The organism is Rudaea sp. 3F27F6 (assembly GCF_005503555.1).
Classification (GTDB): domain Bacteria; phylum Pseudomonadota; class Gammaproteobacteria; order Xanthomonadales; family Rhodanobacteraceae; genus Rudaea.
The window spans coordinates 1,516,443-1,530,473 of record NZ_SCNG01000001.1 but is presented as its reverse complement, the minus strand read 5'-3'; the positions used below and the strand labels follow the sequence as shown (position 1 = coordinate 1,530,473).

General features: G+C 61.5%; 12 protein-coding genes. 10 read left to right on the top strand and 2 right to left on the bottom strand.

Going from position 1 to position 14,031, the window contains the following annotated elements:
* Positions 1-22: 22 nt before the first annotated feature.
* From ubiE to FFS30_RS06480, 10 genes are all read left to right on the top strand, one after another.
* Positions 23-787: a bifunctional demethylmenaquinone methyltransferase/2-methoxy-6-polyprenyl-1,4-benzoquinol methylase UbiE gene (gene ubiE / locus FFS30_RS06525; RefSeq protein WP_137912256.1), complete on the top strand. Its 765-nt coding sequence runs from the start codon at positions 23-25 to the stop codon at positions 785-787.
* A 125-nt stretch (positions 788-912) separates the two neighbouring features.
* Positions 913-1,503, top strand: coding sequence for a sigma-70 family RNA polymerase sigma factor (locus FFS30_RS06520; RefSeq protein ID WP_137912255.1), 591 nt, complete (start codon positions 913-915; stop codon positions 1,501-1,503).
* Between the two features lie 61 nt (positions 1,504-1,564).
* Entirely contained in the window at positions 1,565-2,248 is a 684-nt protein-coding gene (locus tag FFS30_RS06515; RefSeq protein WP_137912254.1) for a hypothetical protein, read from the top strand.
* A gap of 2 nt (positions 2,249-2,250) precedes the next feature.
* A complete protein-coding gene (locus FFS30_RS06510) occupies positions 2,251-3,087 on the top strand; it encodes a hypothetical protein (RefSeq protein ID WP_137912253.1) in 837 nt (278 codons plus the stop codon).
* Positions 3,088-3,119: 32 nt separating this feature from the next.
* The gene (locus FFS30_RS06505) at positions 3,120-4,055 is read left to right on the top strand and encodes a hypothetical protein (RefSeq protein WP_137912252.1); all 936 of its coding nucleotides are present in this window, start codon (positions 3,120-3,122) and stop codon (positions 4,053-4,055) included.
* A 91-nt stretch (positions 4,056-4,146) separates the two neighbouring features.
* Positions 4,147-7,179, top strand: a complete 3,033-nt coding sequence (locus FFS30_RS06500) for a CHAT domain-containing protein (RefSeq protein WP_137912251.1) — start codon at positions 4,147-4,149, stop codon at positions 7,177-7,179.
* Positions 7,180-7,315: 136 nt separating this feature from the next.
* Positions 7,316-8,083 carry a hypothetical protein gene (locus FFS30_RS06495; RefSeq protein ID WP_137912250.1) on the top strand — a complete coding sequence of 256 codons (768 nt, stop codon included), beginning with the start codon at positions 7,316-7,318 and terminating at the stop codon, positions 8,081-8,083.
* 12 nt (positions 8,084-8,095) lie between these two features.
* Positions 8,096-8,680, top strand: coding sequence for a hypothetical protein (locus FFS30_RS06490; RefSeq protein WP_137912249.1), 585 nt, complete (start codon positions 8,096-8,098; stop codon positions 8,678-8,680).
* 156 nt (positions 8,681-8,836) lie between these two features.
* Complete coding sequence (locus FFS30_RS06485) at positions 8,837-10,414, top strand: peptidase S10 (protein ID WP_137912248.1); 1,578 nt, start codon at positions 8,837-8,839, stop codon at positions 10,412-10,414.
* 130 nt (positions 10,415-10,544) lie between these two features.
* Positions 10,545-12,359 (top strand): M1 family metallopeptidase, encoded by a 1,815-nt coding sequence (locus tag FFS30_RS06480; protein ID WP_249352210.1) that lies wholly within the window; start codon positions 10,545-10,547, stop codon positions 12,357-12,359.
* Between the two features lie 265 nt (positions 12,360-12,624).
* Here FFS30_RS06480 and FFS30_RS06475 read toward each other — a convergent pair whose 3' ends face one another.
* Positions 12,625-13,560: a carbohydrate kinase family protein gene (locus tag FFS30_RS06475; RefSeq protein WP_137912246.1), complete on the bottom strand. Its 936-nt coding sequence runs from the start codon at positions 13,558-13,560 to the stop codon at positions 12,625-12,627.
* Between the two features lie 29 nt (positions 13,561-13,589).
* On the bottom strand, positions 13,590-13,982 hold the full coding sequence (locus FFS30_RS06470) for a DUF559 domain-containing protein (RefSeq protein ID WP_137912245.1): 393 nt from the start codon (positions 13,980-13,982) through the stop codon (positions 13,590-13,592).
* Positions 13,983-14,031 lie beyond the last annotated feature (49 nt).

The window sequence follows — 14,031 nt, the reverse complement described above, 5'->3', positions numbered from 1 at the left end:
CGATCTCGAATAAGATAGCGGTATGAGCGACGCCAACTCCAACCCCACTCCGACCACCCATTTCGGCTACCGCGACGTGCCGGTCGGCGAGAAAGAAAAACTCGTCGGCAAGGTGTTCACGTCGGTTGCGTCGAAGTACGACGTGATGAACGACGCCATGTCGTTCGGCGTCCATCGCCTGTGGAAGCGCTGGTTCGCGGCGACAAGCGGCGTGCGCACGGGTGACCACGTGCTCGATCTCGCCGGCGGCACGGGCGACATCGCTGCGCTACTGCTGCCCTATGTCGGCGAGACTGGCAGCGTGGTGCTCGGCGACATCAATGCGGCGATGCTGCGCGAAGGCCGCGACCGCCTGCTCAACGAAGGACGCGTGCGCGGTCTGCACTATGCGCAGATGAACGCGCAGGCGCTGCCGTTTCCCGATGCGAGTTTCGACGCGGTGACGATCGCGTTCGGCCTGCGCAACGTCACCGACAAAGACCAGGCGCTGCGCGAAATGCTCCGCGTGCTGCGCGTCGGCGGCCGTGCGCTGATTCTCGAATTCTCCGCAGTGCGCGACCCGCTGCTCAAGAAACTTTACGACTTCCATTCCTTCCAGGTGCTGCCGCGCATGGGCGCGCTGATCGCGGGCGACGCCGAGAGCTACCAGTACCTCGCCGAGTCGATCCGCAAGCACCCCGACCAAGCCACGCTCAAGGCGATGATGGAAGCGGCCGGCTTCGCCCGCGTCGACGTGCGCAATCTCACCGGCGGCATCGTGGCGATTCATCGCGGTTACAAAGTCTGATGCTCGTCGCTCCCGTGTGACCGGAGCCACAATTCTGTGCCCTCGGGGGCAGTCACTACCCGGCTTGCGTGCAAAACTGCTATAAAAGAGCGGCCGGTGCATAGAAGCCCCGGCAGGGGGATTGGGTGTCGGCCGTACTACCGCAAACGGGCGATACGGCGCGCGATCTCGTCGCGCGCATCGGCGCGGGCGACAAAAGCGCAGAAACCCTGTTTGTGCGCGAATATCAGAACGTAGTGCGCGTATTGGTGCGACGGCATACGCGGCCGAACGAGCCGATGCTCGACGACTTCGTCCAAGACGTTTTGCATCATGTGCTGGAGAAGCTGCGCGCGCGCGAACTTCGCGACCCCGCGGCGCTGCCGGGTTATCTGCGTCAGGCCATCGTCCACTCCACCACGGCGGAATACCGCCGCCGCGCAGGTCGCGGCGAGCCCGTGGCTGCGGAAGTGCTGGAACAGCTACCCGCGGAACACGGCGATCCAGCCGAACGACTGCGTACCCAGCAGCTTGCTGCGCATGTACGCACGGTGCTCGCCGAAATGCCGGTCGCGCGCGATCGCGCGCTATTGGCGCGTTTCTACCTGGAAGAACATGATAAAGACGAAATCTGTGCCGATCTCGGTATCGATCCGAGCCATTTTCGCCGCCTGATTTTCCGGGCCCGCGAACGCCTGCGCGAACTGATCGAAAGCAGCGTTGGAGATATTCGATGAGACAAATCTCGCCATGGCAACTCCTGATGAAATGTCAGGGGCATGCAACAGGAATCACCCCGTGACGGAAGCGAATCGCCCAAGCCGTTTGGCCACGTGGCTGGAAGCCGCTTGGCTCGAGCGTTACCTCGATCGGCAACTGGACGCCGAGGAGGAGGCTTGGTTCGAAGCGTACGTGATAGACAAACCCGAACTGCTGCAGAAGATCGATGCGGATTCGGATTTGCGCGACGGTCTGGCGGACGCGGGAGCGGGCATGGCGGCTTGGAGTGCAACGGGTGACAACGTCGAGATGTTTCGTCCCGTCGATGCCGGCCGAACGCAGCGGCGTCGGCATGGCTGGCAGGGGTTAGTGATGGCGGCGTGCCTCCTGCTCGGCGTGGGCGGAGGATGGCTCGCGCAGCGCATCGCGACCCCGGACGGCGGAGGGCCGGCACTCATCGTCGACCCGGTGCTGATCAGAGACTACGGCACGATGCGAGGGGGCGGCTCCGCAATCGTGACAAACAGCGGCAAAAACAGATCCGGTTACGTTCTCGTGGAGGTCGCCGTTCCGCAAGGCGCACAGGATCTGCAACTGAGAATCGTAGGTTTGAAGAGTGTAGCGGTGCAGCGTTCGGACGAAGGTTTCGTCACTTTCTTACTTTCGTCCGACCGTTTGGATCAACCAATCGAATTGACCTATTCGCTCGGCGCGCAACGCATCGTGCAACCGGTACGCACCGCGCCGCAAAACGGGAGCTGACAATGAACGCATTCAAAATCACGAGGCTGTGCATTTTCTGCATAGCCTTGATGGGGGTCTTTTGCTCCGCGTATGGCGCCAAATCTTCTTCGGCCCTGGCGGCACCGCAAAAAAACGTGACCTGCAACGACCCATCGAACCCGAGGAAATCCGGAGACGGCAAATCCGGTTTCTATTGCATTGGACAAGACTTGGTGGGACCTCAATCGTATTGCCTACGCGAATCCCAGCACGACCCGATGCATGTACGAAAAATGATGAAGCCGGAAGCTTTGTTGACAATGACGCCCGAAGGCAAGTTGGGATCGGCGAAGATCATCCATTTGAACGCCCCGTCCGAAGGCTCTTGCAAGAGCCAGTCGTTCACTTTCGCGAACGTGGGCATCAAGGAAAACGACTGGTTCGTGATCGTGAAAAAGAAAAACTCCAAAGACAAAGAACTGACTTTACGTCTATTCAACTCATCCTTGTACCCGCGCGACATAGTGGATACCGACGCATGGGAGACAACGCCCTCACTGTTCGATCTGGATCTGAAGGCCGGAGGAAACGAGGGTGAATTCTATTGGTATGGTGAGCGTGATGGCGTCACTTACTTTGTCATGCTGGCGGATGATCGAAAAGGGCAAATGAACTTGGCAGATACGCCGAACGTGCCTCGTATCGAACGCTACTATTACGTCGAAGCTTTTACTAAAGACTCTACATGTGCGGGGGATCGCCCGGACCATGGCGTGCAATTTCGGCAGTGGCCGACCAAGCCCAACGACGATACATGCGATGTGATAGGCGGCAAAACTGAAAACGGCACCGGCAGCGGTGGCCACGACTATCCTTGAATCAATGGAGACAAGCAGACATGCCTATGCCTATGGATCAACTGTTGCTCAAGCTCCGTGCGCTCGAGAATGCCGTACCGAGCGAAATTCGAAACGACCCTGGTTTTGCAGGTCTGCGCTTGGATCCGGAGGGTTATCAGTGTGCCATTGCAATACCTGAACTGCTGCCTGCGAATTCAGCGATAGCCATGCCAATCGATAAGAGGCTGTTCGATGGCAGCGAGAGGTTTCGACATGCCATGGAAGTTCATGGTGTTATAAGGATGCCGGGAAGCGATTACTCTCTCCACCTGCAACTCCTCGCCGGTTCGGCGGGCGATGGGATCTACCCTGTAAACGAAGACAGGGAGGCTTACAGCACTCTGGGGTGGATTTTTAAGTTGGATGACCGCGTCGTCGGCATTGGTAGCCGCCATGGACTCTATCCGAGTGACCAAGCCCAAAATTATGCTGGAACCGAGGTGTACTTGCGGTATGGCGGAGCCCAAGATGTAAAAATTGGTGAGCTGCTTAAATTTGAGCCGGACTCTGTGAATGCCCCGCGTCGTTTCGATTGTGCTTTGATCGAAATGACAGATCCAGTGGGCGGGACGGGTTTGGATCAAGTATTGGAATGGTCTCCACCGAGCAAATTGGGGAGTGCCGATGATTTTCAGGTGAACCAGCCGTTTCGCTTTATCGGAGCCGGGTCAGGATGTGTGACGCCGGCAATGACGTTCGGCGGCGTTGGTTCGAGAAAAGTAAGGTGGAATGACGGGGGGTGGACGATGTTCTACGAGCAACTGTTTTTCAAGGAGTGTCAGGCTCACCAGGGAGACTCGGGCGCGGTCATCGTGGGCCAGCAGTCACATTGCGCTGTGGGACTGGTGTTGGCCCGGGAAGGAGGTTTCACTGTGGCAAACCCGATTTATACGCTGCCATGGGAATATCTGGGCAGCGTAGACGGGTTACCTACATTTCATACCTGAGTTCAGTGTGCGCGTCGTGCGGCGGTTCGCGGCGCTGTCATCATGGGCTCTGCTCTTGGCAAGCTTACCGTGCTTTCCCGCGATTGCCGATATGGTGCGAATCGATTGCGTCGCGCAGCGGGAGGTGTTTGCACTGCCGTCCAAGGATGGTGAGCGCGTTTTCGAGAGTGCCGGCGGATGGCTGGAAATCGAAGAAATCGGTCAATTGCTCGTTCTGCCCGGTGCGGAGTCGTCGGCAATCCGCATTTCGCAGCCTCGCCGCTACGGACGCTATTGGCTCGATACGCATCCCGGGCAGAAGATCGCGTTGCGCCGCGGAGAGCCGAACGAGGCGGCCGGCGCGGTTGCGTTGACCGCGCACTGCGATCTCGCCGCCCGTAATCGAGCTCAATTGGACTGGTTGACGAAACTGGCGGGAATCGATGCGCAGATCGATTCTCCCGAAGATGCCGCTGGCGTTCTGCGCTTGCTGCCCGCGCTCGATGAACTGCAGCGCTCTGCTACGGATCCGCACGCGAACGCGCTGATCGACCACTATCGGGCCATGACCTTCTTGGCCGCGAATCAAGGCAGACGCGCCGCCGAAGCATTCGCCGAAAGCGAACGTGGCTGGATTCTTGCCGCAGAGCCGAACTATGCTGCGGCGGCGCGCGTCGGCCGGGTCGAGGCATTCTACGAGGGAGGTGACGACGCCGCGGTGTTGCGCGACACCGAACGCTTTGCCGGCGCCGCGGCTCCATCGACTTATTTCGACGCGCGCCTGCTCAACGCTCGATGTCTCGTTTTGCATCGTTCGGGAAAATATGCCGATGCCGAACGATGCTACAACCGCGCGCTCGCCGCACTTGCGACGCTCGACGAACGCAACGAATCGGCCAGCGTGATGCGGAACCTGGCGACGCTGCAGCGCGTACAGGGCAAGCTCGCGTCGGCGCGCGCGCTGGCATCGTCCGCACTCGCACTTACCGCGGGTCCGAATGCCGTGATGACGCGCGGACGGCTGCATCTTCTGTTGGCAGTGCTCGACCAGCAGGCGGGCGACGTCGTCGCGTCGATACGGCACATCGATCTGGCCAACCGCGAATTCGAGCAGGCGGGATCGGGGGCGTTGTTCTGGCGTGCGTCTTCGCGCTTAAACGAAGCAATATTGTTCGGGCAGATAGGCGCCTGGTACGAAGCCTACGGCGCGCTTTCCGAAGTCAATGCATTTTTGCCGTCGCAACACTCGCTTGCGTTGCGCGCACGCGTGTTTGCCGATCTGGAAGCACAAACGCAGCACTTCGATTCGGCGCTGTTCTGGTACGGTCTCGCGGAAGACCGCTACGCGAGCGAAGGCGCATCGCCCGCTCGGGATTGGACGCGCCTCGCGCGTTTGCGCCTTGCGGCGCAGCGGCAAAGCCATAGCGCGGCGGCTGCTACGGTGCAGGAAATTCGTGAGTTGCCGCCGTTGTACGAAGGGCAGCGGCAAATCTTGACGGCGATGCTTGCGCTGAAAAGAGGCGATCTCGTCGAGGCTCGATCCGCCGCGGAGCGAGCGTGGAGCAGACCGCTTCCGCTCGCCGATCAGGTTGCGCTGGCCGACGTCGACGCAGAGATCAGGCTGCGCAGCGGCGACGTCGAAGCAGGCTTGATGGCGCTGACCGGCGCAAAAGAGCAAATACGCCTTCTCGCCGGCCGCGCCGGCAACGGCGTGCTCGGCCAAACCATCGAGCGTCTCGCCGTGCCGCTGCGGAGAAAGGCGCTGGGTTATTTGATCGGGAGCCCGATTACGCCATTGCCCACAGCATCGGTCGAAGCGATCGCGCCGTGGCTGGTGCTGGGTCAGGGCGATATCGCGGTCGATCGCGATGCCGGCACGCCGCGAGGCGACGGCTCGGTTTTCGACCGTGCGGTCGCCGCCGAACTGCTCGCAACGGAGCCGGGAGCGAGGGCGGCCGCGGAATCGGCAACGCATCGAAGTATGCTCGCGCTGCTGACGAGCGAAAACAATTCCACGAACGGCATGGCAGTCGCCGTTCGGCAATCGCCCGCTTTGACGTTGACGCATCTGCAGGCCGCGCTGTCCGACGGCGATGTGCTTGCGGCGTATCTCGACGGCGGCACGCGCGGCGCGTTGCTTTGGGTGACGCGCAGCTCGGCTGCGCTGATTCCAGCGGCCGACGCCGACGAGGTACGCGCAAAGACGGCCACATTGCGCGAATTGCTTCGCGTGCCCACCAGCTCGCTGACTGCTGCCGAGGCAGCAGCGGGCGGATTGTCCGATGCGTTGTTGCACGAAGTTCCCGGCGCGCCGCCACGGCGGCTCTGGATAGTGGCCGACGAGCTTTCCGACGGCATTCCATGGGCGATGTTGCGCTGGCCCGGCCGCGATGCGCCGCTGATCGAATCGACGACAACGGTTCTCGCGCGTGTCCTCGGCGCCCGCGAAAGTGTCGCCGCGAAGCGCTCGTCCGTGAGCGTGCATGTGCTCGCTGCCGCGCAACTGAAGGCCGGCGAGATCTCACTGCCGAATCTCACGAATGCCGCCGTCGAAGCGCAGCAGATACGGGATGCACTCGTTCCTGCCGGCATGCATATCGACGCGAATATGAGCGCCACCCGCGACGCGGTGTTCGATTCCCTGCACGACCGCGACGCATTCGTGCATATCGCCGCGCACGGCATGGCACAACCGCCGCGCATCGGCTACGCAGGCGTCTGGCTCGAGCCGAGTGCGGGCGAGACGATGCCGTCGTTCCTGAGTTGGCTCGATATCCTCGATGCCGGCGTGCGTGCCGATCTGGTTGTGCTCAATGCCTGCCAGCTCGGCGACTCCGGTACGGCGGTCAACGGCAACTTGAGTTTCGCTTCAGCGGTCGCGCGCGCAGGTGCACGCCGCGTGGTCGCTTCGTTGTGGCCGGTCAGCGACTCGGCCACGGTGCTTTGGGTGCCTGCGTTCTACTCGGCGCTGCGCGACAATCCGGGCGACGCGGCCGCGGCACTCCGCCGCGCGCAACTGCACCTGGCCCACAGCCGCGCCTTTGCGCATCCGTTCTTCTGGGCTGGCATGCAGGCGATCGAACGCCTCGATGTCGTCACCGAGGAATTGCCAGCGAAACCGCCTGCAGTGCGCCGCGTGCCCTGACGACGTCGTGTGCAAAACAGGCCGACGCCGATTCCCCGCTGAGACAAATTTCGCTCCAGAGACTCCGGCAGTTCGGGACCGGCTTTCCGCATCCGGTCCTTGAACACGACATTCCGCGGTCCGCCTGGAGGTCTCTATGCGCGTATTCAACACAATCTTTTTCCATGTCCTGGTTTGGTCGTTTGTTGCGGTATCGGTCCCCGTCCGAGCGCAGAGTTGCGATCCGAATGCCGCATTGAGCCCGAGCAATATTCAGCAATACATCAATGCGTGTGAAAAAGCGTCGCGTGAAGCGAAAAAGAAAATACAAGACAAACGATTCGATCTCGTTGAGTTGGAGACAGCTGCCCCCGATGGAAATAACATGGACAGCACCGGAAGCCGCATGAAGGACGTGCAGAGCTTCTTGGGCAGCAATTTCGGCGTTGCTATCGGTGTCTCCAAGGCCTTGGGCACACATCCAATCGATTCCGCCTCGGTCGTGAACGGAATCGTGCGCGTGGACGACTCGCGTACGACGCGACCGTTGATCGCCTTCGAAGCGCATCGCTATCTGTATTCGGGTTCTACAGCGAACGACACGCGCACTTTCGCGAACGGGCCGTTCGTGTCGGTGCAGACGGGATCGGATTCGTCGTCGCTGGCTTCCTTCGGCATAGGCTGGATGTTCGGTTGGAGCGACCCGGTAGGAGCTGGCACGAAGAGCTTCACCGCGGACGGCGAACAGCAACACAGCCTCATGGGCTGGAATCTCGGAATCGGGATCATGCTCGAAAGTCAGAGCAAGCGCCTGGGCGACGGACTGCAGGCGAACCAGCCTCTTCCGTCGGGCGAATCGCAGATTCGCTACAAGACGGCGTCCGGAAAAAGTGTGTTCCTCATCGTTTCGCGTTCGCTGTTTTGACGGAGCCATCCCATGCAAGACGCCGCTACCATTGCACGCACATTGGAGACGCTGTTCTCGCAGTCCGGTCCGAGGTGGCTGGCGATCAGCGTATCGCTGGTTGTTCTCGTTGGGGCTTTGCTGCGAACGTTCATTGATTTCCGTCCCTCGCGTTGGCGCAGGGACGAATGGGAGGTGGTGAAGATAAAAGCCGAAGTAATGGTCATGCAGAGACAGCACGGGCTTCCAACTGCGCCGATCATCGATGCAATGATCACGCTGCACGCGCCGAATCCGCCTTTCAGCGTGCGCCATGCGAATTGGTTCCTGTTGCCGCTGAAAGTCCTCGAGTTGGCTGCCAATCTGATCGGTGCGGCAGCTTGGATCATCGTGCTCGGCGCACTCGGTTTCGTACTCTTCGTTTCTTTGGGGCCGGCCAATTCCCAACAACCTGCCATCACGCCGTTGCTGCCATATGCGGCGCCGGCCGTGGCGGCCTTCGCATTGGTCGGATGGATGCTCGGAAAGATCGCTGATTATTTCGAGGAACAGCGTTTGCGCATCGAGTTGGAGCGAGAAACCTTCGCACGACGTCAGCAGATAGCGCAGGGGTTGTAGCTTCGCCGTCCATACCATTCTGCGCGGGCGGAAATTCCGCCCGCGCCTTCATCGCGGTTACAAGATTTAACCTCGCGAGCGCTGCCGGCAGGGCTTTCGGCATAGGCCCGGCGCGCCGCGTCGCGGCATAATCGCCGACTCGTCCGGGGAGGCACTATGCGCAAATTCGCTCTCGTTTCTCTGCTCGCTTTTGTCGTCGTCGGCGCAAACACCTTTGCAGCCGAGCACGAAGAATCGGCCAAGTCGGAGGCGAAGCCGGCCAAGGAGAAGGCCGATGCGGCTGCCGAGAAAGCGATCGTCACGAGCCACAGCGTCAGCATCGGCGGACGCAGTTACGCGTACAAGGCGACCGCAGGCACGCTGACGATTCGCGACGACAAGGATGCTCCGGACGCGAGCGTGTTCTACGTCGCCTACACGAGCGGCGACGGCAAAGACGCGGCCAAGCGGCCGGTCACGTTCTTCTACAACGGCGGTCCCGGTTCGGCGAGCCTGTGGCTGCACATGGGATCGTTCGGTCCGGTGCGCGTGGCGACGACGAGCCCCGATGCGACGCCGCCGGCGCCGTATCAACTCGTGGCGAACGCAGACAGTCTGCTCGACAAGAGTGACCTGGTTTTTATCGATGCGATCGGCACCGGCTATTCAAAGGGTCTGCTCAAAGAGAAAGACGGCAAACCCGGCGCGGACAAGGACGAAAATCCGAGCAAGCGCTTCTGGGGCACGGACCAGGATATCGAAGCGTTCGGCCGTTTCATCATTCGCTACCTGACGGTCAACCAGCGCTGGAACTCGCCGAAATTTCTGTTCGGCGAATCCTACGGCACGCCGCGTTCGGCGGGCCTCGCGCGCTATCTCGAAAACCGCGGCGTGTCGCTCAACGGTGTCGTGCTGTTGTCGTCGATCCTCAACTACGGCTCGCGTATTCCGGGGCTCGACAACGATTACGTCAATCTGCTGCCAACCTACGCGGCGATCGCCTGGTATCACAATAAGATCGTCAACCGGCCCGCGGCGATGGAGCCGTTCCTCGACGAAGCGCGCAACTTTGCACGCGGTGAATATTCGGTGGCTCTGGCCAAGGGCCAAGATCTCGGCGCGGCCGAGCGCGACGCCATCGCGCAGAAACTGAGCCGCTACACGGGTCTGTCGGTCGCCTATCTGAAGGACGCCAACCTGCGCGTCAGTCAGCCGCGATTCCGCAAGGAACTGCTGCGCGACCAGCGCCGCACGCTCGGCCGCTACGACGGCCGTTTCGAGGGTATCGACGCCGACGCGGCCGGCGAGTCGCCCGAGTTCGATCCGTCGAGCACGGCGATCAGCGGCGCGTTCTTCTCGGCGATCAACGACTATCTGGCGCGGGATCTGAAATACACGAGCGACGTGCCGTATCGCATGAACGCCGGCGCGGCGATCGGCGAGTGGGACTGGCGGCACGCGATTCCGGGTTCGTCGCGCAAGGTGCAGTTGCCGGCGATGGTCGGCGACCTGTCCGAAGCGATGCGCACCAATCCGCATCTCAAGGTGCTTTCGGCGAACGGCTGGTACGACCTCGCCACGCCGTTCTTCGCCACCGAATACGATCTCGCCCACCTCGACATCGATCCGGGCCTGCGCAAGAACCTGAGCTTCGCCTATTATCCGTCGGGACACATGGTCTACCTCAATCTCGATGCGTTGAAGCAGATGAAGGCCGACCTCGTGAAGTTCTACGACAGCGCGGCGACGCGCTGACGTATCGCCAATGACGCCGTTTCGCGCAGGCGGATCGGCGATAGTGTTTCAGAGCGTTGTGCGCAGAATCGGAATCGCCATGAATTTTCTTCCTCGTCTTCTCCTTGCCGCCGCAATGTCCGTCTCCGCTATGAGTTCCGTCCACGCAGAAACCGATCCGCATTCCTATGCGCAGCCGGACAAGGTGCGGGTCACGGCGCTCGATCTGGATTTGGCCGTATCGTTTGAGAAGCACGTGCTGTCCGGCAACGCGATCCTGAGTCTCGAATGGGTCGACAAAGGCGCGCACGAACTCGTGCTCGACACCAGCGGCCTGAAGATCGACAAGATCGAGGCCGAAGGCGGCGCGGGCAAATGGGACGCGGCGAAATTCTCGCTCGACAAGGTCGATCCGTTGCTCGGTTCGGCGCTGCGCATCGCCCTGCCCGCGCAAAGCGCGAAGGTGCGCATCGCCTATTCGACGAGCCCCGACGCGGCCGGCCTGCAATGGCTCGATCCGAGCCAGACCGCGGGCAAGAAATATCCGTTCGTCTATTCGCAGTCCGAGTCGATCGCCGGGCGCAGCTGGATTCCGCTGCAGGACACGCCGCAGGTGCGCTTCTCCTACACGGCGCATATCACGACGCCGAAGGACCTGCGCGCGGTGATGAGTGCAAACAACGACGCTAAGCATACGCTCGACGGTGATTTCCGTTTCGCGATGCCGCAGAAGATTCCGTCGTACCTGCTCGCGCTCGCGATCGGCGACATCGCGGTCAAGGAGATCGGCCCGCGCAGTGCGGTCTACGCGGAGCCAGAAACGGTCGCCGCCGCGGCGAAGGAATTCGACGACATCGAGAAGATGATCGTCACGACGGAAAAGCTTTACGGTCCGTACCGCTGGGATCGCTACGACATCCTCGTGCTGCCGCCGTCGTTCCCGTTCGGCGGCATGGAGAATCCGCGCCTGACCTTTGCCACGCCGACGATCATCGCCGGTGACAAGTCGCTGGTCAGCGTGATCGCGCACGAACTGGCGCATTCGTGGTCGGGCAATCTGGTGACGAATGCGGCGTGGAAGCACGTCTGGCTCAATGAAGGTTTCACCACGTACGTGCAGGGGCGTATCGTCGGGGCGGTCTACGGCAAGCAGCAGAAGGACGAGGAATTCCTCGTCGCCGCGAACGAGCTGAGAAAAGAATTCAAGACAGCCAAGCCCGGCGAGCAACTGCTCGTGCCCGACCTGACCGGCAAGGACGCAGACGATTCGCTGAGCGACGTGCCGTACATCAAGGGATCGTGGTTTCTGCAGTATCTCGAAGAAAAATTCGGCCGCGAGAACTTCGATGCCTTCCTGCGCGGCTACTTCGACCACTTCGCCTTCCAGAGCATCACCACCGACCAGTTCGTCGGCTACTTGAAAGCGAATCTGCTCGACAAGTATCCGGGCAAGGTGAGCATGGCTGAAGTCGACGCGTGGCTGCACCAGCCGGGCATTCCGGCCAATGCGCCGCTGCCCGCGTCGAGTGCGTTTGCTGCGCAAGACAAGCTGCGCGAACAGTTCGTCGCCGGCAAGATCGACGCGAACGGCCTCGGCGCGAAGTCGTGGCGCACGCAGGAATGGCAGTATTTCCTCGATCAACTGCCGCCGCAGCTCAGCGCGGCGCAGATGAAGGGCTTGGACGATGCGTATCACCTGACCGGTACACGCAATGCCGAGATCGCGTTCCGCTGGTATCGCCTCGCGATCGGCAGCGATTACCAGGCGGCGTATCCGGCGATGCGCGAGCACATGCTGCGCATCGGCCGCCGCATCCTCGTCGTGCCGCTATATGCGAGCCTCGCCAAGACCGCGCAGGGCAAGGCGCTGGCCGAGAAGATCTATGCCGAGGCGAAACCGGGCTATCACCCGATGACGCGTGCGGCGGTCGAAAAGGCGCTGCAGGATCCAGGACGGCGGCGCTGAGCTAGCGCGCGCCGTTTTGGTATCGCGGTTTGCGTCGGGCGGATGAGGAGTGGTTGCCGCTTGAGCAGGACCGAAGGGCTGCTCAGTGGGTGCCTTCGGACTCAGGCGGGCACTGGCCGCAATGAAAAGCTAAAGTCGCTGGATGACCAGCCCTGCGGCTGTTGAGAGCCCCGCTTTCGCGGGAATGACGGTAATGTAAGCTTTTCCCGAATCCCGAATCCCGAATCCCGAATCCCGAATCCCGAATCCCGAATCCCGGCCCCAATCAATCCAGCGCATAGCCGAACTGTTGCCTGAACTGGTCGGCAAACTCGCGGTAGGTGAAGCGCTGGTTCTGCGTGCCGGGGTGCTCGATCTTGAGCGTGCCCATCAGCGAGGCGATGCGGCCCGTGGTCGGCCAGTCCATGTTGCGCATGAGGCCGTAGATCAAGCCGGCACGGTAGGCGTCGCCGCAGCCGGTCGGATCGACGATGCGGCGCTCCTGGCCGGGCGGGATCACGTGGGTCTTCTTGCCCTCGTGCACGGTCGAGCCCTTCGGGCCCTGGGTGACGATGTAGGCCTTCACGCGCGAGGCGATGTCCTCGGTGCTCCAGCCGGTGCGCGTCTGCAGCAGCTGTGACTCGTAGTCGTTGACGATGGCGTAGTCGGCCTGCTCGATCATCGTGCGGAACTCTTCGCCCGAGAACAGCGGCAGGGCCTGGCCCGGATCGAAGATGAAAGGCACGCCCTTCTCGGCGAACTCGCGCGAATGCTGCAGCATGCCGTCGCGGCTGTCCGGTGCGACGATGCCGAAGGTCACGCCTTCGACGTCTTTCACATGGTGCTCGTGCGAATTCAGCATCGCGCCCGGGTGGAAGGCGGTGATCTGATTGTTGTCCATGTCGGTGGTGATGAAGCACTGCGGCGTGAACAGCTCGTCATACACGCGCACATGGTCGAGGCGGATGCCGCAGCGCTGCAGGTGCTCGCGGTAGGGCTCGAAATCCTGGCCGACCGTGGCGAACGGGATCGGATCGTCGCCGAGCAACTTGAGGTTGTAGGCGATATTGCCGGCGCAGCCGCCGAACTCGCGGCGCATGCGCGGCACGAGGAAGGACACGTTCAGGATATGCACCTTGTCGGGCAGGATGTGATTCCGGAACTGGTCCTGGAACACCATGATGGTGTCGTAGGCGAGCGAACCGCAGATCAGTGCTGACATTTGACTTTCGTGCTCCTAAGCAATCGCTTTCAGCCCCTCTCCCGCCGGCGGGAAAGGGGTTGGGGTGAGGGTGGCGCGACAACTTCTTCCAGGCATTCGAGTATCCGGCCCGGCACGTCGTCGCGTCGTTCAAGTAGCGCATTGTTCCAGAATCGGGTCACGCGGTAACCGTTTTTCTTCAAAATCTCGGTGCGCCGACCGTCGTAGACCTTTTGCTCGGCATGCTGGCTGCCGTCGAGTTCGACGATCAGTTTCTTTTCCAGGCATACAAAATCGACCACATAGCCGACGATCGGGAATTGGCGGCGGAATTTATATCCGTCCAGTCGGCGATGGCGCAGATGTCGCCAGAGCTCGCGCTCGCAATCGGTCGATCGTTCGCGCAAGCCTCTTGCCTTGTCGATATCGCGTCGCAGCTCCATGCGCCACCCTCACCCCAACCCCTCTCCCGCCAGCGGGAGAGCGGCTCTC